Below are 23,842 nucleotides of genomic sequence, written 5' to 3'. Positions count from 1 at the left end.
AAGGCCGGCATACTACCGTCCTGCCAGGGCACAAAAAAAGCAGGAACTTGCGTCCCTGCTCTTCTATCGTTTTTGGGGTGTTTTCTAGAAAAAGAGGCAAAAAACGCCTAGACTTGGCTGTAGGCCGTCCGGTCCAGAATGCTTCTACCCAGCGTAATCTCATCGGTGTACTCCAGTTCTCCGCCTACCGGCACGCCACGGGCAATGCTGGAGATGCGGGCAGGAAAGTCCTTGAGCTTGCGCGTCAGGTAGAAAGAAGTCGTGTCTCCTTCCATAGTCGGGCTCAGGGCCAAGATAATCTCTTTCACTCCCGAGGACGGGAGACGCTCCACCAAGGACTGTATCTTCAAATCTGCCGGGCCGATGCCTTCCAAAGGAGAAATGACGCCGCCCAGCACGTGGTACACGCCTTTGTACTGGGACGTGTTCTCAATGGCAATCACGTCACGCATGTCACTCACTACGCAGAGCAGCGAGCGGTCGCGCAAGGGGTTGGCGCAGATGCCGCACACGTCCTGGTCAGAGATGTTGTGGCAGGTCTTGCAGTACCTGATGCCCGTACGCATGCGCACCAAGGCTTCAGAGAGGCTTTTCGTATCTTCGGTTTCGGCTTTGAGCAGGTGCAACACCAAACGCAGGGCAGTTTTCTTACCCACGCCTGGCAACTTGGCCAGCTCCTCTACCGCGTTCTCAATTAGCTTAGAGGGAAAATTCATCCAGTCAGTTCAGGTTTAAACAATATCCGCTGAGATACCCCGGTCATGGATGGCCGTGCACATGGACTGTAGCTCTGTGAAAGAACCCAGCTTGACGGTGCACTTTCCTTTGTAATGGATAAGCATGGTACACTGTTCTGCCTGCTCCTGCGAGTGGCGACACACCTGCACCAAGGTGTTGATGACGTGGTCAAACGTATTGACGTCGTCATTGAACACCACCAGTTCACGTAGGTCGGTGGTCTCTTCCTCCAGCACCAATACGTCTTCCTGCTCCAGAATTTCAGTTAAAATGTCCATAACGCAAAGTTACATAGTAGACCTGAGTTAAAGAAGCACAACCTTTGTGGGCCTCAGCAAAAGTAAAACAGATAAAAAATGCCCGTTGTTCCTGAAAAACCAATACTTTGGACTTATTTTTGACCAGTTAAGCACTTACTAATCCTCTTACGCCGCAGGCACTTTACCGGAGGAAACCAGTATTTAATTCTACCCAAGACATGTACCAACCAACACTCAAAAAACTCTCTTTGTTGTGGTTTGCCGCCCTTCTGGTCCTACCCACGCTGGCCCAGAACAAGCAGCTCACCATGGAGGACGCCTTCCTCAATCCCAGCCTGAACCCTGCCAACCTGCGTCAGCTTACGTGGGTGCCGGGAACCGATGAGTATAGCTACGTTTCTGACAAAAACGACCAACTCCTGCGCGGCGGCATCAAGGACAACGCCAAGACCATCTTGACTGCCGCAGAAGTGAGCAGTGCCATAGAGAAAGCCGGCGGAAGCAAAATCTCCACCGTAAATGGCTTACAGTGGCTGAACAGCAATGAGGTATTCATTAACCAAAAAGGCCAGCTGTACCGCTTTAACATGCAAACCAAAACGGCGCAAAAATTCTACGCCATGGATGCGGCCGCGGAGAATGTGGATTTCGCGCCTAACAAACAGCGCTCGGCCTTCACTAAAGGCAACAACCTGTTCCTTTCCCAGCCCGGCACGGAGAACAAGCAAATTACCCAGGACACCAACGAGGCTATTGTAAACGGTCAGGCGGCGCACCGCTCGGAGTTTGGTATCACCAAAGGCATCTTCTGGAGCCCGAGTGGCAACGGCTTGGCGTATTACCGCATGGATCAGACCATGGTCACCGACTACCCGTTGGTGGACATTAGCACGGTGCCGGCTACGCTCAATAACATTAAATACCCTATGGCCGGCGGCAAGAGCCATCATGTGACCGTGGGCGTTTACAACGTGGCCTCTGGCAAAACCGTGTTCTTGAAAACCGGCGAGCCCGCCGAGCAGTACCTGACCAACATCACCTGGAGCCCTGACGAGAAGCACATTTATGTAGCCGTGGTTAACCGTGCGCAGAACCAGATGTGGCTGAACCAGTATGACGCCGTTACCGGTGCCTTTGTGAAAACTTTATTTGAAGAGAAGAACGACAAGTGGATTGAGCCGGAACGCGGAATGTATTTTGTGCCCGGCAAGCCAGACCAGTTTGTATGGTTCTCTGAGCGCGATGGCTATGACCACCTGTACCTCTACAACACCAGCGGCAAGCTCATCAGTCAATTGACCCAAGGCGACTTCATTGTCAAAACTATTGTGGGCTTCAACCCGAACGGCAAAGAAGTCTACTATACCGCCACCGCTGAAAGCCCCTTGGAGCGCCACCTCTACTCTGTGGAATTATCTGGCGGCGGACGCATTGGCCGCATGACCCAGGGCAGCGGCGTGCACAACGTGACCCTCAGCCCGAAGGCGGATTACTTCATTGACAACTACAGCAGCCCAGTTACGCCGCGCACCATTAGAATTCTGGACACGGACAAGGACAAAGTAGCTAAGACCCTGTTGACCGCGCCAGACCCGCTAAAGGATTACGCTTTAGGCGAGACCACTGTCTTCCCCATCAAAGCCGAAGACGGAACCGACCTGTTCTGCCGCCTGATTACGCCACCCAACTTTGACAAGAGCAAGAAGTACCCGGTGGTGGTGTATGTGTACGGTGGTCCGCATGCGCAAATGATTACCAACAGCTGGTTGGGCGGTTCTAACCTCTGGATGCAATACATGGCCCAGAAAGGCTACATTGTGTTCACGTTAGACAACCGGGGCTCGGCAGACAGAGGACGTGCATTTGAGCAAGCCATTTTCCGGAACGCTGGCGTAGCAGAAGTAAGCGACCAGATGAAAGGCGTAAAGTACCTGAAATCACTGCCCTATGTAGACCAAAACCGTCTGGGCGTGCACGGCTGGAGCTACGGCGGGTTCATGACCACTTCTTTGATGCTCAAGCAGCCGGGCATATTCAAAGTTGGTGTGGCCGGCGGTCCTGTGATTGACTGGAGCTTCTATGAAGTCATGTACACCGAGCGCTACATGGACACCCCACAAGAAAACCCTGAAGGCTACAAAAACGCCAACCTACTCAACCACGTCAAAAACCTGAAAGGCAAGCTGCTCATGATTCACGGCACCGTAGATGACGTGGTGGTGTGGCAACACAGCCAGGCCTTCCTGAAAAAGGCCGTGGACGAGGGTGTTTTGCTGGACTACTTCGTGTATCCGGGTCATCCACACAACGTGGGCGGCAAAGACCGTGTGCACCTGTACAAGAAGGTCACTGAGTACTTTGACTTGCATTTGAAATAGGATTTCCATTTCTGGCATGTTTCCTGGAAATCAGGCCAAAAACAGATGCCATTAAAAAAGGCGCTTCTACTTTAGGAGCGCCTTTTTTATTTGTAGATACCGCTATGGCGAAAGCAATTTTGCCTCCTCCTAATTTGACAACTTCCTCCAAACTTTTAAAGAAATCAGGGCTTTCTATATAGGCGAAACGGCATTTAATTAACTTAGTGAAGCTTGCATTTTTTCTGTATCAATTGAAATTAGCCCCCGTAAGAAATGAGGTAATCACTTGAATTTGAGTACTCATTTAACATTGTAAGTATGGGAGTTTCATTAAAACCATTGAAGGAACAGGTAATTGTCATCACAGGCGCTTCTAGCGGCATTGGCTTGGCTACAGCCAAATCGGCGGCTAAACAAGGCGCCAAGGTTGTCTTGGCCGCCCGCAACCGCGAAGCCCTAGAGCAGATTGAGCGGGAAATTAGAAATGCAGGCGGAGAGGCGCGTCACTGCGTGGCAGACGTGGGAAGACAGGTAGAGGTACAATGGATAGTGGACGTGGCTATGCGGGAGTTCGGAGGGTTTGACACCTGGGTGAACGATGCAGGGGTTTCTATCTACGGCCGTCTGGATGAGGTCACCGATGAAGACAACCGCCGTCTGTTTGACACTAATTTCTGGGGCGTAGTCTATGGCTCTTTAGCCGCCGCCCGTCACCTGAGAAACAGAGGAGGCGCCATCATCAACGTGGGCAGTGAGGTGTCTGACGTGTCTATTCCGTTGCAAGGCATGTACGCGGCCAGCAAGCATGCCGTGAAAGGCTTTACAGATGCCTTGCGAATTGAATTGATGGAAGACAAAGCTCCGGTGTCGGTGACGCTCATAAAGCCCGCCGGTATTGACACGCCATACCCAGAACACGCCAAGAACTACACAGACAAGGCCCTCACCCTTCCCCCACCGGTATATACCCCCGAAGAAGTAGCCAATGCCATTTTGGAGGCGGCCACGCACCCGCACCGCGACATCATGGTAGGCGGCGGCGCCAAAGTGATGAGCGCCTTGAACAAGCGCTTCCCAGGCTTGATGGACTGGGTGAGTGCTAAGATGATGTCTGAGGCCCAGTTAGAAGACGGACCGGTCACCAACAGAAACGGTTCCTTGCACCGGCCTTCTACCGCCGGCGAAATACGCGGCCACCACAATGGCTACGTCATGAAAACCAGTCTGTACACCCGCGCAAAAACCAACCCGGTAAAAGTGGGCGTTTTGGCCTTGGCCGCCGGAGCCGCCGTGTTGGCTTTGGTCAACAGCAACTCCAAAAAGAATGGCGTAAAAACATCCTATAACCACGCTGACTTGGATGATTTGAGTAATCTTCAAAACCGAGAATTCATCAACACCCAGGATGTTCAAAATACCCTTCGGTAAGTAGACATTCTGCTTTTTAAAGGGCTTCTGCTTTCTAGCGGAAGCCCTTTTTTATTGAACGGCATTCCAACTCTTACTTTCCGTTTTTGGCCTGTTTTGGAGAAAATAAGGCAAAAACGAATGGCCATGTATCTCTGCCTAAGATTTTTACATTGAAGATTAATGTCTATTTTTCGAAATAAGAACTACACCTCACCAAACAAATAAACTATGATGAAACGCACATACTTCTGGGCCATTCCCTTGAGCCTTTGGATTTTAGCGGGTTGCCAATCTGGAGGCACCAAGGAAACCACTTCCACCACCTCTACGGCTAAGACTGCTGGGTCAGAAGTCACCCTGGACAGCTACAAAACCTACGTGACTGCCATTGCCGCTGATGACATGGAAGGCCGCAAGCCTTTCACCAACGGCGAGAAGAAAACCCTGGCATACCTGGAGAAAGAAGCCAAGGCGCTAGGACTGGAACCGGGCAACGGCGACAGTTTCTTGCAGGAAGTGCCCATGGTGGAAATCACCTCTACCGCGGCGCCCACCATGACCGTGAAGGGCAAGCAGACCCTGACCTTGAAAGGCTTGGAAGACTATGTGGTGTGGGCCAGACGCCCCGATGCGAACGTGACCATCAAAGACACCGAACTGGTGTTTGCGGGCTTCGGGATTGTGGCACCCGAGTACAAGTGGAACGACTACGCCGGCCTGGACGTGAAAGACAAAATTGCCGTAGTAATCGTGAGTGACCCGGGCTTCTACTCCCAGGACACTACCTTCTTCAAAGGCAAGACCATGACCTACTATGGCCGCTGGACCTACAAGCTGGAAGAGGCCGCCCGCCAAGGCGCCAAAGGCTGTCTGATTGTACACGCCGACGAACCCGCCGGCTACGGTTTCAAGATTGTGCAAAACAATTGGAACACCTCCAAGTTCTACCTTGCGCCCAAAGGCAAAGACGTACACCGCAACGCCATGGAGGGCTGGATTACCACACCAGTCGCCGAGAAGCTGTTTGCAGCCGCCGGCAAGAACTACCAAGCAGAGCTGGCCCGTGCCGCTAAGCCTGGTTTCAAAGGCGGACCTTTGGGGTTGACCGTGAGCACATCGTTACAAGCCAAGGCCAAGTATGACAAATCGTACAACTTCATCGCCAAGATTACCGGAGATAAACGCCCTGAGGAGGCCATCGTCTATTCGGCGCACTGGGACCACCTGGGCATCGGTAAGAAGAACGACCAGAACGACAGCATCTACAACGGCGCCGCCGACAACGCCAGCGGGACCGCCGGTCTACTGGCCGTGGCCAAGGCGTTCAAAGACAGTGGGCAAAATCCTGACAGAACCGTGGTGTTGTTGTCGGTGACCGCCGAGGAGCAAGGTTTGCTGGGGTCGGCGCACTACGCGGACAACCCCACATTCGCCAAAGAGAAAACCGTGGCCAACCTGAACATGGACATGCTCAACCCTTACGGCGCCACCAAAGACATTGTATTGATTGGCATGGGGCAGTCTGAGTTGGAAGAGATGCTAGCCGAGGAAGCCAAAAAAGCAGGCCGTTACATTGCCCGCGACCCTAAGCCCGAGGCCGGCCTGTACTACCGCTCAGACCACTTCAACTTCGCCAGGACAGGCGTACCGGCCTTGTTCACCGGCATGGGCACCGACCATATTGCCCTAGGCAAAGAGAAAGGCAAACAACTGCTGGAGGACTTCACCACCAACATCTACCACAAGCCCAACGACCAGGTCAACGAGGCCTTCAAGATGGACGGCGCCGTAGCAGACTTACAGCTTCTGTACCAGTTGGGCAGACGCCTGGCCTTCTCCAATGAGTGGCCGCAATGGAAAGCCGGTTCTGAGTTTAAAGCCGTAAGGGATAAATATATGCCGAAGAAGTAAACAAAATACTTAGGTATGAAGTCCTCTTCTCATTCCCTTTTGTCATCCTGAAAGGACCTTGTGGGCAAGTTGTAAATGCGCTTGCTAAAAATGAAAAGCCAACCTCCGTTATTACGAATGTAAAGTACGGTTTCATAGCCTGCGTATATCTAGTTTTCCCACAAGGTCCTTTCAGGATGACTAAGAGGGAGTTCAGGGTTGGTAAATGATTTAAATTCGTTTTTAGCCTCTTTTGCTGAAAACAAGCCAAAAACGGTTCGGGCTGCATCTACCCTAGAGTCAGCCCGAACCGTTTTTATTAGCGCTCAGATTTAAAACAAAGCTGTCTGTTGACCTGCCTTCATTTCAACCGGGCTATGTTCCCGCTCTAAATCCAACAGCCATTTCTTGCGCCACAAGCCGCCGCCGTAACCCGTAAGGCTTCCGTCTTCGCCAATAACGCGGTGACATGGGATTAAAATGGAGATGCGGTTCATGCCGTTGGCCTGCGCCACCGCCCTGATGGCACCCAGGTTGTTCAAGGCGATGGACTGCTGTTTATAGGAGCGCGTGGTCCCATATGGAATTTCCTGCAACACCTGCCATACCTGATTCTGAAAGGCCGTACCCGGGGTAACTAGAGGAACGGTAAAGATTTGCCGCTTTCCGGCAAAATACTCTTCCAGTTCTTGGTTCAGTTGCGCAAAATAATGGCTCTCGCCTTGCACCAGGGTGCCGTTCAAAAGCTTGGTTAGTGCCTTGAATTCAGTTTCCAGCATGCGGCGGTCGGTGAATTCTAGTAGGCAGATGCCTTCTTCCACGGCGCAGGCATACATGGTGCCCAAAGGCGTCTGTAAGCGGGTGAGGTGAATGATGCGCTGCTCTTTGCTGAGCGACGGAGCCACGCCAAAAATAGACTTGAAAGAATCTGTAAAGCCGCTCAAGGAGTCATAGCCCGAGTCAAAGGCTACGGCCGTCACCGCCTCGCCGCTCTGTATTTTCTTGAACGCCGAGTTGATGCGGCACATGCGCTGGTAGGCATGGAACGTGATGCCGTGGTTCTTCAGAAACCAGCGCCTAATCTTGCTGGGCTCTATGCCGCGTTGCTCCAAATCCCAATCCTTGAACTTGATAGAAGGGTCTTGGTTAATCTCCTGCAGAATCTCCTGGATGTACGAGGGCGTCTCCCCCATCTTCTCCAGCGGCGAGCATACCTTGCAAGGACGATACCCGTGCAGAATGGCCTCTTTGGTCGTCTTGAAGAACTCCACGTTTTCGCGTTTGGGTTTGCGCGCCGTGCAGGTAGGCCGGCAGAAGATGCCCGTGGTTTTTACGCCCGCAATGAACGTCCCTTCATAACTGACGTCCTTGGCCACCAGGGCCTGGTAGAAGATTTCATCTGAGGTCTGGAGCGCGGTATTCATATCAATACAAAGATGTGAAAGACTTGGTAGTATTTATAGCCTGCATTTGATTTTCCATGTGCTGATAGACTGCTTGGTGGCCGAAGTTACCCATGCTCACCCGCTTCACGCCGCCTTGCTCTAATTCCTCAAAAGGCGCCAGGGTGGGCAGGCTCATCACGTTCACAGGCAAGTGGATAGCGGCAGTTATCTGGCGTATGTCTTCTGAGCGCACTAAGCCTGGCACAAAAATACCATCTGCTCCGGCGGCCTGGTACAGACCCACTCTATAAAGCGTTTCTTGCACCGCGTCTTCCAGGCCAAGCAAAAAGGCGTCTGTCCTGATGTTCAAAAACACCTGCACCTGCTTTTGGTCAAGCAACTGTCTCACCTGCTTCAGCTTTTGGGCAAAACTTTCGGCGGGCTGCAGGGTACGGGCACCCAGCACGGTTGAGTCTTCCAGATTGATGCCTACCACCCCAAGTTGGTGCAGTTGGGCAATGTTCTCTGCTATCTCTTCGGCGGTTTCTGCATAGCCCGTTTCTATGTCTACAGTTACTGGCAGTTTTACGCACTGCACTATTCTGGAAACCATGTAGACCAACTCAGAAAAAGGCATCTGTTCTCCATCTTGATAGCCCAAGGAATGCGCAATAGCGGCGCTGGAAGTCCCGATGGCCTTGAAGCCGGCTTTCTCCAGGGCCTGCGCGCTGGATACGTTCCAAGCGTTACCCAACAGGAAAGGTTCTGGTTGTTGATGAAGCTGTAAGAAGGTGGTATAGTGGCTCATAGCGTATTAGATTATACTACAAAACAAGCCTTTCCACCATCCCTCCACAACCGAAAAATTAACAACTATATTTTTTTACAGCCGCCGCTTTTGCCCTGGTTTCTGGAAAACAGCCCAAAAACGAAAGAGAGCAACACCTTTGGTGTCGCTCTCTTTCTAATTAGGTTTTTAAATTTAAATAGCCATCGCCTTTTCTTTAAGCCAAGCTAATTCTTCTTCAGTTAAGTGCGGTCCCAGCTTTTCCACCACGCCCTGGTTGTAGCTGTTGAGCCATTGAATATGGTGTTTTTCCAGCAAATCCTTATTTACCGGTGCCGTGTCAATGATAAACTGAGTCAGGGTCTCAAAGGTATAGAACTCGGCAAACTCGTTTACTTCATCGACAATGGTCAGCACCAGGTTCTCTATGCGGATGCCATAGCGGCCCGGGCGGTAAATTCCGGGCTCTACTGAGGTAATCATGCCCAGTTCAATGTCAATGGGCGTAGGGGTGGCGTTGAAGACATGCGGGCCTTCGTGCACGTTCAGGAAGAAGCCTACGCCGTGGCCGGTGCCGTGGCCGTAGTTGCGGGCGTGGTCCCAGAGCGGCTTGCGGGTGATGGCGTCAATCTGGTAGCCGCGCGTGCCCTTCGGGAAGCGGGCCGTGGAGCCGTCAATCATGCCTTTCAACACCAGCGTGTAGTCGGCTTTCTCTTCTTCGGTGAGTTTGCCCAAGGAGATGACGCGGGTAATGTCTGTGGTACCCGTCTGGTATTGCCCGCCCGAATCCAGCAGGAACAATCCTTCGGCTTTGAGCGGCACGTCGCTTTCTGGGGTAGCTTTATAGTGGGGCAAAGCGCCGTGCTCTCGGTAGCCGGCAATGGTGTCAAAGCTTTCGCCCACAAAACCGTCCTGCTCTGCTCTAAAGGCGCGTAGTTGGTCGGCCAAAGAGATTTCGGTGATTTCTGTTTTGCCCAGGTTCTCTTCCAGCCATTTAAAGAAACGGGTCAAGGCTACGCCGTCTTTCACCATAGTGATTCTGGTATTGGCCGCCTCTACTTCGTTCTTCACCGCCTTTAAGACTGTGCTTGGGTTGGTGTCCTGCACCACGCCCATTTGGGTAGGCACTTGTTCAAACAAGGCCTGGCAGGTACGTTTCGGGTCCAGGAAGATGGTAGAAGAAGCAGGTAGTTGGCTTAGGGCGTTGGCCACTGCGTCATAGGCCTGCAAGGTTACGCCAGCTTTCTCTAAGCGTGCTTTGTCCTGGTCTGTGAGCTTAACGTCGTCAATAAATAGAACGGCCTTGTCCTGGCTTATCAGCGCGAAGCTCAGCACCACCGGATTGGCTTTCACGTCGCTGCCGCGCAGGTTAAAGAGCCAGGCAATGTCATCCAGGGAAGAGATTAAATGATAATCCGCTCCAGCCACTTTCAACGCTGAGCGCACCTCCTGTAGTTTTTCTTCTGCAGATTTGCCGGTGATTTTCTCATCCAGCAAAAAAGCCGGCGCCGTAGGCAAGGATGGTCTGTCAGCCCAGACGGCGTTCAGGAAATCATGCTGTCCGGCTAACTGAATGCCGCGGCTGCCTAGTTGCTGTTGCAGAAGCTGGGCCAATTGCAAAGACATGAGGCGCCCGTCAAACGCCACGGTCTCCCCTTTTTTCAGGCGGCTGCCTAGCCATTGAATGTACTCGGGGCTGTGCTGCACTTTCAGTTTCACCAATTCAAAACCGAAGCCAGCCAATTGCTCTTCGGCCTGCTCAAAATAGCGGGCATCGGTCCAGAGGCCGGCAAAGTCTGGCGTTATCACGAGCGTGCCCGCCGAACCGGTAAAGCCCGAGGCGAAGTAAATGCCCTTGTAATAGTCGGGTAGGTACTCACTCATGTGCGGGTCCGCCGAAGGGATGATATACGCATTCACGCCCTGCTCCTGCATCTGTTGCCGTATGCCGGCTAATCTATCTGTATGGCTCATAATCTCAAGTCTGTTTGCGGCTCAAATTACATAATAGAGACACAAGATGTAAGACACAGGACGCAAGACTTCAATTTTTGCCAGACTTTAGATGCAAGATTCAAGACATTAAACTTCTTTGAAGCCCATAGAGAAAGTAGCTCAAACTAACTTAAGCAAAAGCAAACCAACCACCATTTGCAAGAATTTCGCCTCATTACCAAGCCACTATGAACGCTTTTGCTAACAAACCCGTACTTTTGCTAAAGATTTGAGCGAAGCCTATTTATCAGAGGCTTTCCCAATTATTAATTCTTAATTATCAATTTTTAATTAATAGCATGCCCGTACCTTCTGCCCCGTTTAAACAGGCGGTGAAAAAGCTAAGTGAGAAAGAAAAGGAAGCCCTGATTCTGCGGTTGGTGCGCAAAGACGCCGAAGCCTATGACACGCTGGCCTATGAGCTGCTGGATGAGATTACCCAGGAGACCGTATTTGAGCGCAGTTCTGAGGCCATCCATGAGATTCTGTTCACCGTATCCGGGAGAAGCCTGAGCAAGGCCTTGAGTCGCGGCATGAAAAAGGTAACCCAGGAAATTGCCCGCTACCAACGCATTACTAAAGACCGCAAAGGCGAGATAGAACTGCACATCTACACGTTGCAACTCATCTTTGACAATTTCACAGGACAGTTTGAGAGCGTTTACAAAACCTTTTATGTAGCCACGGCGCGCATGGTGTTGCGCACCATCATGCTCATTAGAAAGCACCTGCACGAAGACTACCACCTAGAGTACCAGGACACGCTCAATATGTTTCTTGAAGACTTGAACGGCCGCAGCAAACGCCGCCAACTGCCGTTTAACTTGCCTATGGAGTTTGAGGTGGATTGAGTTGTAAGACGCTAGATCTAGATATTAGACGATAGACAATAGACTTGTAAATGTCGTTTTTGGCCTGTTTCTCGGAAAACAGGCCAAAAACGACATTTCTTTTTCAGGCCTCCCTAAATAATAGATAGCAGGAACTAGAAGAGTCTTCAGGAATACTTAACCAATTGAGTAACTTGTGCTCATAATCTTCTGAATGCCCTTTATGCCGCTTCGTTTTTGCCCTGATTTCCGGAAAATAGCCTTAAAACGGATTTCCTTCAGCCTGTTTCTTTCTCTAAGTCTCTCACCAACCATCACCTTCGCGCAAACGGCCACGCCTACCCATGTCTACAAAAACTTGGCGTTGGAGGGCGGCGGCATCAGGGGTATTGCGTATGGCGGCGCGCTGGCAGAACTGGACAAACGCGGGTTTTTACAGCCCATTGAGCGTATTTCAGGAACGTCCGCAGGGGCTATTCAGGCGTGTTTGTTAGCAGTAGGGTATTCACCGCAGGAAATCACCAAAGTAACCTTTGAGACGCCCGTTCAGAAGTTCGCAGATGGGCGGTTCCTGTTCATCGGCGGCTTCACGCGCATGGCCAACCGCTACGGCTGGTACCGCGGCGAAAAGTTCACACAATGGATCTCTGCCCTCATTGAGAAACGCACCGGAAACGCCGATCTTACCTTTCAGGAACTACATGCGCTGGCAGGAAAAAACGGCTATAGAGATTTGTACATTACGGGCACCAACCTATCCCGGCAACGCACTGAGATTTTCAGTCATGAGACGTATCCTAACATGCGCGTGAAGGACGCGGTACGTATCTCCATGTCCATTCCCATGTTTTTTCAGGCGGTATTCATGGACAGCACCGGTAAAGTGTACCCAACGCCGCAGCCCAACCATGTCACAGACGTGATGGTAGACGGCGGCGTGCTCATGGATTTCCCCTTGCTAGTGTTTGACCACCCCAAATATTTCGCTGCTGGAGCATCAGCAGAAATGCCCAAGACCCGGTTCATTAACCCAGAGACCATTGGCATACGCCTGGACCACGAAGAGCAGATTGCCTATGACTTGGAGCGGAAAGGACTGGCACCCAACTCTATTGATTCCTTCACAGATTACATAAACGCCTTCTACCGTATTGTGGCCGAAAACCTGAACCGCCATGAGCTTACCCCCGCCGACTGGGACCGGACGGTGTCTGTGAGCACGGCAGGTTTCGGGCCTAAAATCAAGCGATTGTCTGAGAAGGACAAGCAGACTTTGCTGGAGAGCGGCCGTAAAGGAATGCTGCAGTTCTTTGCCAACTGCGAGTAGTTTTTCACCTAAGTTTGTCCTCTATAGTTCTATTTTGTTTAACCCTGCATGGTTGGTTCACGTTGATATGAGTTGAAAACCAAAACCACCAATATGCCATCAAACGAAAACAAGAAAATTGTTGCGGTTCTAAGAGAACTCAACGAGTTTGTCCATGACGGGATGGAAGGCTACGAGCGCGCCGCCCAGGAAACCAAAGATGACTTGCGCAGAGACATCTACCGCAAATTCTCTCAGCAGCGTTTGGCGTTTGCCAATGAATTGAACATGATCATTCAGCGCCACGGCGGAAGCCCAGAGCGTGACACCACGGTCAAAGGAAAGCTGTACCGCCAGTGGATGGACTTTAAAGCTGCCTTGACTGGCCGCGACGAAGATGCCATTTTAGGCTCCAACATATATGGCGAAGAGTGGGCCCAGAAAGCCTACCGTGACGCCTTAGACCATGAACTGCCGTATGACGTGCGTGGCACTATCTTGCGCCAGCGCGAGGCTTCTTCTGAAGTATTGCAACGTCTGCACCAGATGCGGGGCTCATCTTCACCAGATTCTTTCTATCAGGGAGACTACTCCAGCAACGGTTCTTCAGCCCAAGGGCTTACGCCTTTAAAGACGGCTTTGTACGCCGCGGGTGCCGCCGCAGGAGCCGCTTTGGTATATGGATTGATCACCAAGCGCATACCAACGGATAAATTGATGGCCGGTATTACCAGCCTAACCAAAAACATTGACCTGTCTGGTCTGGGCAAGAAGGAAGGCTCTAACGGGTCTACTGCCGGCTCTACCGGAAAAGGCACTTCTAGCAAATCTAAGAAGGCATAAAGAAAAGCGGCGGGCAATGCCCGCCGCTTTTCTTACCTTATCCTATAACACATTCACTATATCTTTTTAGAACCTAAACCCTATGGAGCCTTTAAAGCCATGGTTATAGGTTTTATAATCTGCTCCCTCGTCCACGGTGGTTAAGCCCATGTCATAGCTTCCGCTCAGGTTTAAGCCATTGGCAAACTGGTAGCCCAGTCCGGCGGCCATCCCTACGTCTATCTGGCGTTGCCCCATGTCCCAGTCAAAGTCATTGTTGTAGGCAGAAATACCCAAAGCCCCTGCGCTCACGTTAAGCTTGTTGTTCACCAGTAGGGACACCTGCGGCCCGGCAAACAAATTCAAGCCCCCAGCTACATACAGCTTGGCCAGCAAAGGCACCTCTATGTAATCTGATTTGTTGGTGACGGTAACCTTGGCGTTCATATACTCACCTGCCTTGCCTGGCACGGTCCCTTCCAGCACCATCCCTTTTTGTGCGTACTGCACGCCCGGTTCAAACTCAAAGCCTGCACCCAGGGGTATGCTCACATACATGCCACCATGGAACCCAGGGCGCATCTTGGTCTTCACGTTGCCGTCTGTAAACTCCAGCATGTCGTTGACGCTCTTCATGGTTTCGCCTTGCCAGCCGGCCATGCCGTAGCCGCCTCTAAAGCCCACTTTCATGCCCCCGTCCTGGGCAAATCCTTCGGTCACTACGCCGGCTACCAACGCCAATGCCGCTACTAGTATCTTTTTCATCTGGTATAGATTTATCATGTTTTTGAACACCTGCGTTCTTGCCGTGTTTAAATGAAAAACCATGCCAATTTGAAAAACCTATATTCTTATGGAGTTGGTTTGGTGGCATCAAAACCCTTCTATCTCAATGCAGAGGCGCTTTTCACCTTTCAGAAAAAGACATAAAAAAACCCAACCTGGAGAGAGGTTGGGCATATAGGTGAAAAGAAATTGCTATTACAGCTTAGTCAGCTCTACGTCTTGCCAGAAACCCATTGCTTTGTCTTTGGGTCCCACCAGAATGTCAACTCTGTTTCTGATTCTGCGGTGCATGGCATCTCTTACTACATATATGCCATCTAGTTCTTTTGAAATACCTGTTACCTTCACAGAGTCGCCATAATCAAAATCTCCTCCCCATCTAGTAAGCAGGTTGCGGGACAATGCCAGCCAACGATGCTTCTTGGGGTTCTTGGGATTAATGCGGGAACCATCTGCGGTGATCAATGGGGAATCATCTGTCTGCGCGGCCTCTGGATGATAGATAGAGGCATCTACTTCAATGATTTCTGGAGCGGGAGCTGCTTCCACTACGGGTGGTGCAGGAAAAGAGACAACTCTAGCGGGTACCGGCTTGGCTGGGGCCGGCGTGGTAGAGCCGGTAATCTCTTTTAGAAACGGAAATAAAATGAGCAGTAATAATCCATACGTGTGGTTCTTAACCATGCTTTCTTAATTGGTGGAACATCGATTTAAAACTCTATGCTCTTTAACGATTTAAAGAACATATGGTTATTTATCCAAGAAAACACGGTATAATACCTTGATAAACAGGGATTAACAAAATATTCCCATCCATTTGCAGCTATGCAATTGAATGGGAATATCCTATAAATTATCTATTATTTTATAAAGGAATTTGCTTATCTAAAAGCTGAACGGCGTTCAACACAGTCTCCACAGACTTAAGGTAAAACGGCTGGTGGATGTTCTTGAATTCATCTGTCTCTTTGTGGTAGTGCGGATGGTCCTCCACCCCAAAATACACAAACGGAATCTGCTTTCTATGGAAGCTGCCATGGTCTGACTGCAAGGTCCAGTCATCGTGCCCTTGCTCTGGCCTATCGTGCCCCTGTTTCAGGGTGAGTCCCTCAGGGGTTTTAACTTGGTCTAGGATGGGTTTTAACCACGGGTAATGGAACGTGCCCGCCGCATACAACTCATTCTTAGCCGAGATGCTGAGCATGTCCATGTTCACGTTCAGGAGGATTCTTTCCTTAGCGATGGGCAGGTTTTCTACAAATGCTTTTGAACCAGCCAGGCCCTGCTCCTCGGCGTCAAAGGCCACAAAATAAAGCGTGTGCTGTGGCTTCTGGGCATTGAAATGGGTAGCAATGGCCAATAAAGCACCTATCCCAGAGGCGTCATCATCCGCGCCGTTAAAGATGATCCCATTACGAGTACCCACGTGGTCATAGTGTGCCGTAATGACAATCACTTTCTCTGACTTGCCCGCAATGGTGCCTATGATGTTAGACCCAGGCGTCTGCTCTTTGGTAGCCCTAGAGGTAAACTGAAAGGGTTGCAAAATGGGCGTCAGTCCTACCTCTTTGAAGCGTTTCATTAAGTACTGCTGAGCTTTGGCGTGACCAGGCGTGTTGGGCAGCCTGCCGCCCATGGAGTCGGCGGCCAGGATCTCAACGTCCCGCAACACCTGGGAGCTTTGGTAGCCCTTCTGGGCGCAGGAAGATACACTAAGGGCGCACAGGGCCACGCCCAAAAACCAATGGCCTACAGAAAATGATGATGGCTGTTTCATGGTCTGGAAGATACTGCAAAAACTAGTATAGCCCAACGCATGCCCTCAAATCCATCACCGTTTTTAGGCTCTTTTCTGGAAAACAGGCCAAAAACGGAAAACCAACCCACCAATCACAAAAAAAACGCGCCCCGTGAGAGGACGCGCTTCTGAAAATATACATTCTAAAACCAGTGTGCTTAGGTAGTCAAGACTCCCACGCGTTTGCCATCTTTGTTGAGCAGCAGACCGTCTGTGGTCACAAAGATGGACGGCAGATACTGACTCTCTAGAACATAAGGAAAGTTAGGGCTTCCGGTTTTCTGCAGCTTGCCAATTACCTGAAAACCGTCTTCGGTCTCTCGTACTACGTTGTAGGCGGTGGTCACGAAAATCAATTCTTCAGGAGCATTTTGCAGCTTCACCTGACGCAAAATGTGCTGCGCGTTCATTTTAGAAGCGGAGGCTCTTCTGGCGGTTGGGGCCGGCGTGGCAGCCATGGCCGCTGACCGCGAAGGCGCTGCCACAGAACGAGTAGGCGTACCGGCTTTGGAACTGGCCAGAATCTGGCTTTCGGCGTTGCGCCAGCCTTTGTTGATGGCGGCTAAACGTGAGTTCCTGCCTGGGTGCGTACGGCTGTCATAATCATCTGCCAATACTTTGATGGCAGCCTGGGTCTCGCTTAAGCTGGCACCCATTTTCCGCAACACAAACCCAGAGAACTCATCGGCTTCTAGCTCATCATTGATATTGCTGCCGCCTTGGTTCAGGGTATGGCCATTCAAATGGTGACCCATCTCATGCGCCAAAATGCTGATGCCCGCCCAGTCTGTGCGCACGGCGTTGTTCACCGCGCTTAAGAAACGCTCATTGTACAAGATATAGCGCTTGCCATTGATGATAGTGGCCGCGGCATTGGGTACGTTGGCGGCTCTTACCTCAAAGCGAGGCTTTAAGCCAATGACGTCAATAATCTCAGCAATCACGTCACGGGTGTCTGCCGGGGTGGAAGAGAAGGCAACAGATCCTTTCTTGGCCTCGGCCACAGACGGATTTGTCACTGCGGCACCAGCAAGCAGTATGCTGGTGAGTACTGTTAAAAGAACCTTTTTCATATGCGTTTCCATCTATTGTAAAACAGAGGAGGTGGGTAGAAAATTCAACGCCTCTGTCATAAATCTTATTGTACCCAGTATATAGCAAGTTCTCTGCCAACTTTTAAAATACGCGCTTTAAACCAAGATGGGTGCCGCTGTTTCCAAACTATTTTTCTAGTTCCAGACAAGGCACAAAAAAGCCCTTGGCTTGCCACCAAGGGCTTTTCTAATTAATAGTTGTTCTCTGAGTTGGCGTCGCCGTCATTGGTATCGCGCTCATCCAGGGAGTTCTCTGAGGAGAACCGTGACGTATTGTCAAAGTTCTCATCCTGCTTGGTGGAGTCGTAGCCGGTCATGGAGCGCTTGTAGGTGTCATTGTCGCTTTGGCTTTCACGGTCGCGCTCTGTTTGTTTGCCTTGGTCGGTTCTTAATACGGACTTGTTGCTGTCTGGATCGTTTACTGGTTTATGTGGATCTGGCATGGTGTGGTTTGCGTTAGGTAAAACAAATGGCTAACAAAGCCGATGTTCTTTTTACTTGCCAAGCCAGCAAAGGGTTATGCCCAAGGCAAAAACGGCCTAACAAAAGAGAGGCACCTTTGGGGCGTCTCTCTTTTGTTACTAGGTTATATGACAGCCTATCTCATGGCCTTGCGTTCCAAGTCCGTGAGGAGCTTTAAAAAGGCCTCGGCGATGTCTTCTATCTCCCGCAGGCCTTCAATGGCTTCTTCTTGCTTGCCGGCCTTGTACAGGTGGTACAGGTGGCGGGCGGTGTCATGCAATTGGTCATGCAAATGATCTAGTTGGCGCAGCTCTGGGCTGTCCCCTAACTGCGGAAAGGCCACTTGCTTGATCCATTGCCCCAACGCACAGGCATTGTTGGTGATGACCGGCTCTGGGTCTATGGAAGCGCCATACAGCAAGGCCCGCAACTTAGATTTAAACAGCACATGCTTGATCCTGGCCTGCTCAAAATCCTGACTGCTGATGGGTTGTTGTGTAACTCTGTTCTCTATCACGTACTCCTTCGGGTTAAAAATCTCTACAAAGGTAAGGCTTGCCTGCTCACTTAAGTTCCTTGATTACCTTTCTTTAAACCCGGCAAAGGTCGTTTTTGGCCTGATTTCTGGAAAACAAGCTAAAACGATTTAATACTCATTGTTCTGTGCCGCCGCTTTCTGGTTAGGCGCGTTGAGCACTGACTGGGTGAGCTCAGTTTCGCTTTCATAGCCCCGCACCCGCTCTTTGCCAATGCCGCCCGGTCCCGGCAGAAAATGGTTTATGACGCCCATCAAGTCCGTCACCGCCCCCGGAAACAAGCCGTGCAGGGTACTCATGAGTTTGGCGTTCAACCCCAGGGTCTCCTCAGATTTTCCGTAGCGGGCGGCGTCCATGATCTTACGGGCGGCGTCCTCGGCGGCCAGGGAGATGAGCGGGTTGGCGTCTAACAGTGCGAAGGCGGTGTATTCCTTTTCATGCTGCCCTTTCATGTAGGCGTTGCGGGCGCTGCCGGTGCGCATAAGCCCTGGGTTGATGGTAGTCACGTAGATGCCGTACTGTGACAGTTCTGACCTGAAGCCTTCAGACATGCCTACCAGCGCAAACTTGCTACCGCTATAAGGCACCAGGTGTGGTACGCTTACCTTGCCCCCAATAGAAGCGATGTTGACAATACGGCCCTCGCCGCGGGCTTTCATGTCTGGGATGACCTCCAGCATGGTGTAGAGCGCCGCCCAGTAATGGATGTTCATGGCCTCCTCAAAGTCTGGCACGTCCATCTCTTCCAGCGGCCCCGCCGAGATGACGCCCGCGTTGTTGATGAGCACCTCTACCGGTCCCAGCTTTTCCTTGATCTCAGAAATCATACTTCTGACTTGCTCGCGGTCGCTTACGTCACAGTTGAAGCCCAGCACGGTGGTTCCTCCTTCTCTAAGTTCGGCGCAGGCCTTGTCCAATTGGTCTTGCGTGCGGGAACAGATGGCAATCCTGGCGCCCTGCTCCGCGAACATTCTAGCCAGCACCAGGCCCAGTCCCCTACTACCCCCGGTGATGAGAACCGTACGATCCGTAAATGAGAACTCACGTTTACTCCTCAATGCGGAGCGCAACAGGAACAGGCTACCAATACCGGCGCCTGCCAATAACAGGCTGTTTTTTGTTTTCTTTTCCATATAGGTTACTTCTTTAATTCTTTGAGATAGGCGGCCACGTCAATGCCTTCGCCTAGAACTGGTTTGAAAATGTCTCCCAGCTTTTTGACCCGCTCCGGCACGTTTTTAATGGTGAACTGCGAAGGGTGCAGGCCATTCTTGACTTCTTTCCATTGCAGCGGCGTGGACACCGTTGCCCCGGCGCGGGGCCGTACGCAATAGGGCGCCGCAATGGTCTGCGCAATGGCATTCTGCATGTAGTCAATGTAAATCTGGTTACGCCGCTCTTTGGGACTGCGCTCCAGGCTGGTAAGTTTGGGCAGACGCTCATGTACCCTTTGGGCAAGCAGCAAGGCCAAATCCTTGACTTGGTCAAACGGGAATTTAGCGGCCAGCGGCACGTACAAATGCATGCCTGTAGCCCCAGAAGTCTTGGCGTACACAGGTATCTTCAACTCATCCAGCACTTCTTTGGCTACCAGGGCCGTTTCTACCACTTCGTCATAGGTATTCTCGCCGGGGTCCAGGTCCAGCACCAAATAGTCTGGTCGGTCAATGCTTTGCAGGCGCGAGTTCCAGGGGTTGAGCTGGATGCAGCCTAGGTTGTTGAGGTAGGCCAGCGTGGCTTTGTCTTGGCAGATAATGTAGTCCACCTCCTGCCCCGTAGATTCGGCTTTGATGGCTTTGGTCTGCACCCAGTCTGGCGCGTTGTCCCCGGCGTCTTTCTGGAAGAACCCCGGCTTGGCAATGCCATTGGGGTTGCGTAGTAGGGACTCTGGCCGGTCTATTAAGTACGGCAGAATGATGTCGGCCATGGTCTGGTAGTAGGTGACCAGGTCGCCTTTGATGATGCCTTCCTCGGGCCAATACAGTTTCTCTGGGTGGGTGATGGTCACTTCTTTTCCGTCTAGTTTCAATACCATGGTGTCTTCCTGTTTTTTGCCTGATTTGGGAATTTCAGCCTGTTTTCCGGTGCTTTCCTCTTCCACTACTTTCTCTGATGAGATGACCGGCTCATGAATCACGTCTTTGGCTTTCTTGTCGGTTCTGAGCCCTTCAAAGATGGCTTGGCGCATCTGCCCGTCACTGGTCCACTCCGCGAAGGATAGTTCACAGACCAGCTCGGGCTTCACCCAGGTAACATCTCGGCTTAAGGGCACTTTTTCTTTGAACGGGGATTTCTCCTGCACCAGCGGTTCCAGCTTGGCTTTGAGATCCGTGAGGCTTTGCTTGTTGAAGCCGCTCCCGCTTTGGCCCACGTACTTGAGCTCTTTGCCTTCATACACCGCCAGCACCAGGGCACCTATGTGTACCCTGCTGCCTTTAGGTTCTGTGAAACCGGCAATGATAGCTTCCTGGCGCAGGTGGGTCTTTATCTTGAGCCACTCCTGCGAGCGCTTGCCAATGAGGTATTTGCTGTCTGCAGCTTTAGCCATGATACCCTCCCACTGGTGTTGCTGGGCCTCTTTGAAAAACTGGATGCCGTTGCCTATTCTGTGCTCACTGTAGCGCAAGGGATCTTTGGCTTTGGACAGCAACTGCTTTAGTTTCTGTTTGCGGGCCAGCAGCGGTTGGTTTCTAAGGTCATCGCCGTCCAGGTAGAGCAGGTCAAAAATGTAATAGTAGAGATGCTCTGAGGGTGTGTTCTGGTAGTTTTGCAGCGCCTGAAAATTGGCCTTTCCGTTCTCGTCCAACACTACCAGCTCGCCGTCAAACACGGCTTGGCAAGGCAGGTTTTGCAGGGCCTCAACCACAGGCTTGTACTTTTCCTTGAAGGATTTGCCGTTGCGCGAATACAGCTCCAGATGCCCTTCCTTTACTTCGGCCACGGCGCGGTAGCCATCCCATTTTACTTCAAACAGCCAGTTAGGGTCGTCAAAGGGTCCATCGGTGAGCTTGGCCGTCATGGGGTCAATGAGGTGCGGCATGGGCATGGTGCCTGCCTGTTTCTTTGCTACAGCCTTGGGTTTTGATTTTGCGCCTTTGGGTTCTGGAATCTCTTGGAAGGTCTTCTTGGGGTTTTGTTCTTCTAAAGCCATGGGTCCAGCAGATTGGTTAGGTCAGCAGTTTGTACGAGAAATTACGATAAACGCTGCCTCAACCCCGTTCCTCCGTTTTTAGCCTGATTTCTGGAAAGTAGGCCAAAAACAAACCTTGTTGGTTTATTAGACTTTACACCGTGCAAGAAATTGCTACATGGGCATATAGACTTCTGAGAATGGCGGCTGGTCTACTACCTCTGCTGGCTTTGCCTCAACCTTGTTTGGTTCCTTGCGCAGTTGGCGGGCAAATTTTTCAATTTTTGTAAAGTTGGCGTACAGGACCCTGTGCGGAAAAAGGGCCATGAGCTTTGCCTTAGCCGAAACCACTTTAAGGTAGTAGAAATCCCTTGTCTCTTTTTGCCAGGCATTGAATACCAGGAAAAGGATGGCTTTACTTCCTTTGAGGACATAGGAAGCCATGATTAGGACCCAAAACGCATAGAAGGCTGCCTTGCGCCTGGCTCCTTTGTTCACGAAAATGCGGTAAGGTACAATGCTCTCAAAACTGCGGGCCCCTTGGTTTATCAACCTGATGGTATAGTCCCAAGAAAGGCGACCATTGGGCATAAAATGCTTGAACCTAAGGCTGTCTTCATACCAGATGGAATAGCCCACCAAGACAATGTTGTAGCAAAGCTCATAGTCCCCGCCGGCGCTCAAGTGAACGCCTAACCTGTCAGTGAGCAATGGTTGAAAGTGGGCTTTGGTGAGTTTGTCATAGGCAGATTTTCTTAGGACGCATCCGGCCCCATACACCACGTTGTTGTGTACCTGACCAGAAGCTTCCGCCTGCGGTCCATTGGCGAATAATCCGTGCCCCCTGGCCCAAAGCGGCACCTTGCTTTCAAAGACCAGTTCGCCGCGGCCGCCCAAAACTCCTACGTCTGGGTGACGGACCATGAGGTCATAGGCATTGTTCACGTAGGTGGGAGCCAGCCAGTTGTCATCATCACAGAAGAGAACAAACTCATAGGCGGCATTCTCTAACGCCATGTGGCGGGCATGAGATAATCCAGGATTAGCTTGATACAGAACTGTCAAGGGGACGGTGCTTTTGCCATCTGCCCAAACATCCCTAATAACAATCTGGGTATTGTCTGTGGAGGCGTTGTCAATGACCAGCACTTCCCATTTCACATCATCCCTTACCTGCTGTTGCGCCAGATGTTTGAGGGTTTTGGGCAAAAGCCTGGCACCGTTGTAGGTGCAGATAATCACAGATATCCCTAATTCCATAATCTTTTGAGTAACATCATGGCGTGTAATTTTAAGCTGAGCAGGTATAACATAGGACTCTGGTAGAGTTGGAGAGATTGGCGGATTTGGGCCACCGTGGCCGACTGATTGGGCACGCGGCGCCATAATTTGCGGGCTACCTTTAAACCGTACCCGGCATAGTAGCGCTGCGATTTTTTCAGGATATGACGTCTATGCTTTTCGGGGAGGTGCTGTTGGATGAGGCGCATGGCGGTGGCTAAATCCTGCAAATGCTGGCCAGAAGAGAACCTGCTCCCTGAAATGGAATGGGCATGTTCCCGGTAAAAGGCCAGGGTCCTGGGAGTATAAGCCACTGGAAAACGGCTCGCAATCCTCACCCACATTTCCCAGTCTTCGCCGTACTCCAACGCATAAAAGCCACCTAGCTGCTCATACACTGTTCGGCGGACGGTCATGGCCACATACTGTGCCTGCTGGCGTTCGCTTATTTTTAAAAGCCAATTGTTTAAAATGCCTTCTGTGGTCCTTTCAGGGGTTTTGTCATAGACCTTCTCCCCTTTCTCATTGACGCACCGGTACCGGCAAAAAGCTGCGCCCGCTTCTGGGTATTGATCAAACAGTTGGGCTATTTGCGAGTAATATCCAATTCCTACATAGTCGTCGCCGTGGAGCAGATGCACCAAATGTCCGTTGGCCCGGTTGAGGCAGGTCTCAAAATTGCGTAGGCTACCAACGTTCTCCGCTTGTCTATAATAGGAGATTCTGCCCTTGCCAATTTCTTGCACTAGCTGTTGAACATCTATGTCAGTACTGGCGTCGTCCACTACCTCCATCTGCATTTGCCGTTCTGGAATCTCCTGTGCCAGCACACTCTCCAAGGCTTCTTTTAAAAACGCTCCACAGTTGTACACCGGAATCATCACAGACCACAACGGCCGCTCCCTACTAATAGGTAACGGTTGAATGATGGGCGGTGACATGGGGATTCTGGTCATGGTGTGCGATTATAGG

General features: G+C 51.3%; 21 protein-coding genes. 6 read left to right on the top strand and 15 right to left on the bottom strand.

What is annotated here, in order from left to right; all coding sequences use genetic code 11:
- Positions 1 to 107: 107 nt before the first annotated feature.
- Together recR and TH61_RS11780 are read right to left on the bottom strand one after the other, a co-directional pair.
- A complete protein-coding gene (gene recR / locus TH61_RS11785; protein WP_066509452.1) occupies positions 108 to 716 on the bottom strand; it encodes a recombination mediator RecR in 609 nt (202 codons plus the stop codon).
- A gap of 15 nt (positions 717 to 731) precedes the next feature.
- Positions 732 to 1,016 (bottom strand): ATP-dependent Clp protease adaptor ClpS, encoded by a 285-nt coding sequence (locus TH61_RS11780; RefSeq protein ID WP_066509450.1) that lies wholly within the window; start codon positions 1,014 to 1,016, stop codon positions 732 to 734.
- Positions 1,017 to 1,216: 200 nt separating this feature from the next.
- Here TH61_RS11780 and TH61_RS11775 point away from each other — a divergent pair, with 200 nt between their 5' ends.
- The 3 genes from TH61_RS11775 (at position 1,217) to TH61_RS11765 (ending at position 6,679) form a co-directional block, all read left to right on the top strand.
- Positions 1,217 to 3,376, top strand: a complete 2,160-nt coding sequence (locus tag TH61_RS11775) for a S9 family peptidase (protein ID WP_066509447.1) — start codon at positions 1,217 to 1,219, stop codon at positions 3,374 to 3,376.
- A gap of 300 nt (positions 3,377 to 3,676) precedes the next feature.
- The gene (locus tag TH61_RS11770; protein WP_082780366.1) at positions 3,677 to 4,786 is read left to right on the top strand and encodes an SDR family oxidoreductase; all 1,110 of its coding nucleotides are present in this window, start codon (positions 3,677 to 3,679) and stop codon (positions 4,784 to 4,786) included.
- A gap of 210 nt (positions 4,787 to 4,996) precedes the next feature.
- Positions 4,997 to 6,679: a M28 family metallopeptidase gene (locus TH61_RS11765; RefSeq protein WP_066509444.1), complete on the top strand. Its 1,683-nt coding sequence runs from the start codon at positions 4,997 to 4,999 to the stop codon at positions 6,677 to 6,679.
- A 311-nt stretch (positions 6,680 to 6,990) separates the two neighbouring features.
- On the opposite strand, the gene TH61_RS11760 is transcribed toward TH61_RS11765, so the two are convergent.
- The 3 genes from TH61_RS11760 to TH61_RS11750 form a co-directional block, all read right to left on the bottom strand.
- Positions 6,991 to 8,082, bottom strand: coding sequence for a bifunctional transcriptional activator/DNA repair enzyme AdaA (locus tag TH61_RS11760; protein WP_066509442.1), 1,092 nt, complete (start codon positions 8,080 to 8,082; stop codon positions 6,991 to 6,993).
- Position 8,083: 1 nt separating this feature from the next.
- The gene (locus TH61_RS11755; RefSeq protein WP_066509441.1) at positions 8,084 to 8,851 is read right to left on the bottom strand and encodes an isocitrate lyase/phosphoenolpyruvate mutase family protein; all 768 of its coding nucleotides are present in this window, start codon (positions 8,849 to 8,851) and stop codon (positions 8,084 to 8,086) included.
- Positions 8,852 to 9,025: 174 nt separating this feature from the next.
- Positions 9,026 to 10,804: an aminopeptidase P family protein gene (locus TH61_RS11750; protein WP_066509440.1), complete on the bottom strand. Its 1,779-nt coding sequence runs from the start codon at positions 10,802 to 10,804 to the stop codon at positions 9,026 to 9,028.
- Between the two features lie 320 nt (positions 10,805 to 11,124).
- Here TH61_RS11750 and TH61_RS11745 point away from each other — a divergent pair, with 320 nt between their 5' ends.
- The 3 genes from TH61_RS11745 to TH61_RS11735 all read left to right on the top strand — a co-directional run bounded on the left by TH61_RS11745 (position 11,125) and on the right by TH61_RS11735 (position 13,804).
- Complete coding sequence (locus TH61_RS11745; protein WP_066509438.1) at positions 11,125 to 11,676, top strand: hypothetical protein; 552 nt, start codon at positions 11,125 to 11,127, stop codon at positions 11,674 to 11,676.
- A 202-nt stretch (positions 11,677 to 11,878) separates the two neighbouring features.
- Positions 11,879 to 12,982: a patatin-like phospholipase family protein gene (locus TH61_RS11740; protein WP_071887959.1), complete on the top strand. Its 1,104-nt coding sequence runs from the start codon at positions 11,879 to 11,881 to the stop codon at positions 12,980 to 12,982.
- 93 nt (positions 12,983 to 13,075) lie between these two features.
- Positions 13,076 to 13,804 carry a PA2169 family four-helix-bundle protein gene (locus TH61_RS11735; RefSeq protein ID WP_157600696.1) on the top strand — a complete coding sequence of 243 codons (729 nt, stop codon included), beginning with the start codon at positions 13,076 to 13,078 and terminating at the stop codon, positions 13,802 to 13,804.
- A gap of 66 nt (positions 13,805 to 13,870) precedes the next feature.
- Here TH61_RS11735 and TH61_RS11730 read toward each other — a convergent pair whose 3' ends face one another.
- From TH61_RS11730 to TH61_RS11685, 10 genes are all read right to left on the bottom strand, one after another.
- Entirely contained in the window at positions 13,871 to 14,548 is a 678-nt protein-coding gene (locus tag TH61_RS11730) for a porin family protein (RefSeq protein ID WP_066509427.1), read from the bottom strand.
- A 216-nt stretch (positions 14,549 to 14,764) separates the two neighbouring features.
- Positions 14,765 to 15,253 (bottom strand): hypothetical protein, encoded by a 489-nt coding sequence (locus TH61_RS11725; RefSeq protein ID WP_066509424.1) that lies wholly within the window; start codon positions 15,251 to 15,253, stop codon positions 14,765 to 14,767.
- Between the two features lie 181 nt (positions 15,254 to 15,434).
- Positions 15,435 to 16,346 (bottom strand): M20/M25/M40 family metallo-hydrolase, encoded by a 912-nt coding sequence (locus TH61_RS11720; protein WP_066512805.1) that lies wholly within the window; start codon positions 16,344 to 16,346, stop codon positions 15,435 to 15,437.
- Positions 16,347 to 16,525: 179 nt separating this feature from the next.
- Positions 16,526 to 17,440, bottom strand: coding sequence for a M48 family metalloprotease (locus TH61_RS11715; protein ID WP_066509422.1), 915 nt, complete (start codon positions 17,438 to 17,440; stop codon positions 16,526 to 16,528).
- A 212-nt stretch (positions 17,441 to 17,652) separates the two neighbouring features.
- Positions 17,653 to 17,904 (bottom strand): hypothetical protein, encoded by a 252-nt coding sequence (locus TH61_RS11710; RefSeq protein ID WP_066509420.1) that lies wholly within the window; start codon positions 17,902 to 17,904, stop codon positions 17,653 to 17,655.
- Between the two features lie 155 nt (positions 17,905 to 18,059).
- Positions 18,060 to 18,440 carry a CZB domain-containing protein gene (locus TH61_RS11705; protein ID WP_066509418.1) on the bottom strand — a complete coding sequence of 127 codons (381 nt, stop codon included), beginning with the start codon at positions 18,438 to 18,440 and terminating at the stop codon, positions 18,060 to 18,062.
- A gap of 129 nt (positions 18,441 to 18,569) precedes the next feature.
- Positions 18,570 to 19,592 carry an SDR family oxidoreductase gene (locus TH61_RS11700; protein WP_066509416.1) on the bottom strand — a complete coding sequence of 341 codons (1,023 nt, stop codon included), beginning with the start codon at positions 19,590 to 19,592 and terminating at the stop codon, positions 18,570 to 18,572.
- A 5-nt stretch (positions 19,593 to 19,597) separates the two neighbouring features.
- Positions 19,598 to 21,610, bottom strand: coding sequence for a DNA ligase D (gene ligD / locus TH61_RS11695; protein ID WP_066509414.1), 2,013 nt, complete (start codon positions 21,608 to 21,610; stop codon positions 19,598 to 19,600).
- A gap of 153 nt (positions 21,611 to 21,763) precedes the next feature.
- A complete protein-coding gene (locus tag TH61_RS11690) occupies positions 21,764 to 22,849 on the bottom strand; it encodes a glycosyltransferase (RefSeq protein ID WP_066509412.1) in 1,086 nt (361 codons plus the stop codon).
- Positions 22,840 to 23,826: a glycosyltransferase gene (locus tag TH61_RS11685; protein ID WP_071887839.1), complete on the bottom strand. Its 987-nt coding sequence runs from the start codon at positions 23,824 to 23,826 to the stop codon at positions 22,840 to 22,842. Before TH61_RS11685 ends, TH61_RS11690 begins: the two co-directional genes overlap by 10 nt.
- Between the last annotated feature and the right edge of the window lie 16 nt (positions 23,827 to 23,842).

It is taken from the genome of Rufibacter sp. DG15C (genome assembly GCF_001577755.1).
GTDB lineage: Bacteria > Bacteroidota > Bacteroidia > Cytophagales > Hymenobacteraceae > Nibribacter.
Note: the sequence above shows the minus strand (reverse complement) of the source record. Positions and strands in the feature narration are given on the sequence as shown.

Excerpts from the sequence above, each read along its gene's own strand:
- TH61_RS11770 (WP_082780366.1), top strand. The coding sequence starts at position 3,677 with ATGGGAGTTTCATTAAAACCATTGAAGGAACAGGTAATTGTCATCACA.
- TH61_RS11735 (WP_157600696.1), top strand. The coding sequence starts at position 13,076 with ATGCCATCAAACGAAAACAAGAAAATTGTTGCGGTTCTAAGAGAACTC.
- recR (WP_066509452.1), bottom strand. The coding sequence starts at position 716 with ATGAATTTTCCCTCTAAGCTAATTGAGAACGCGGTAGAGGAGCTGGCC.
- ligD (WP_066509414.1), bottom strand. The coding sequence starts at position 21,610 with ATGGCTTTAGAAGAACAAAACCCCAAGAAGACCTTCCAAGAGATTCCA.
- TH61_RS11775 (WP_066509447.1), top strand. The coding sequence starts at position 1,217 with ATGTACCAACCAACACTCAAAAAACTCTCTTTGTTGTGGTTTGCCGCC.
- TH61_RS11720 (WP_066512805.1), bottom strand. The coding sequence starts at position 16,346 with ATGAAACAGCCATCATCATTTTCTGTAGGCCATTGGTTTTTGGGCGTG.
- TH61_RS11725 (WP_066509424.1), bottom strand. The coding sequence starts at position 15,253 with ATGGTTAAGAACCACACGTATGGATTATTACTGCTCATTTTATTTCCG.
- TH61_RS11765 (WP_066509444.1), top strand. The coding sequence starts at position 4,997 with ATGATGAAACGCACATACTTCTGGGCCATTCCCTTGAGCCTTTGGATT.
- TH61_RS11755 (WP_066509441.1), bottom strand. The coding sequence starts at position 8,851 with ATGAGCCACTATACCACCTTCTTACAGCTTCATCAACAACCAGAACCT.
- TH61_RS11715 (WP_066509422.1), bottom strand. The coding sequence starts at position 17,440 with ATGAAAAAGGTTCTTTTAACAGTACTCACCAGCATACTGCTTGCTGGT.
- TH61_RS11750 (WP_066509440.1), bottom strand. The coding sequence starts at position 10,804 with ATGAGCCATACAGATAGATTAGCCGGCATACGGCAACAGATGCAGGAG.
- TH61_RS11740 (WP_071887959.1), top strand. The coding sequence starts at position 11,879 with ATGCCGCTTCGTTTTTGCCCTGATTTCCGGAAAATAGCCTTAAAACGG.
- TH61_RS11745 (WP_066509438.1), top strand. The coding sequence starts at position 11,125 with ATGCCCGTACCTTCTGCCCCGTTTAAACAGGCGGTGAAAAAGCTAAGT.
- TH61_RS11760 (WP_066509442.1), bottom strand. The coding sequence starts at position 8,082 with ATGAATACCGCGCTCCAGACCTCAGATGAAATCTTCTACCAGGCCCTG.
- TH61_RS11730 (WP_066509427.1), bottom strand. The coding sequence starts at position 14,548 with ATGAAAAAGATACTAGTAGCGGCATTGGCGTTGGTAGCCGGCGTAGTG.
- TH61_RS11710 (WP_066509420.1), bottom strand. The coding sequence starts at position 17,904 with ATGCCAGATCCACATAAACCAGTAAACGATCCAGACAGCAACAAGTCC.
- TH61_RS11690 (WP_066509412.1), bottom strand. The coding sequence starts at position 22,849 with ATGGAATTAGGGATATCTGTGATTATCTGCACCTACAACGGTGCCAGG.
- TH61_RS11780 (WP_066509450.1), bottom strand. The coding sequence starts at position 1,016 with ATGGACATTTTAACTGAAATTCTGGAGCAGGAAGACGTATTGGTGCTG.
- TH61_RS11700 (WP_066509416.1), bottom strand. The coding sequence starts at position 19,592 with ATGGAAAAGAAAACAAAAAACAGCCTGTTATTGGCAGGCGCCGGTATT.
- TH61_RS11685 (WP_071887839.1), bottom strand. The coding sequence starts at position 23,826 with ATGACCAGAATCCCCATGTCACCGCCCATCATTCAACCGTTACCTATT.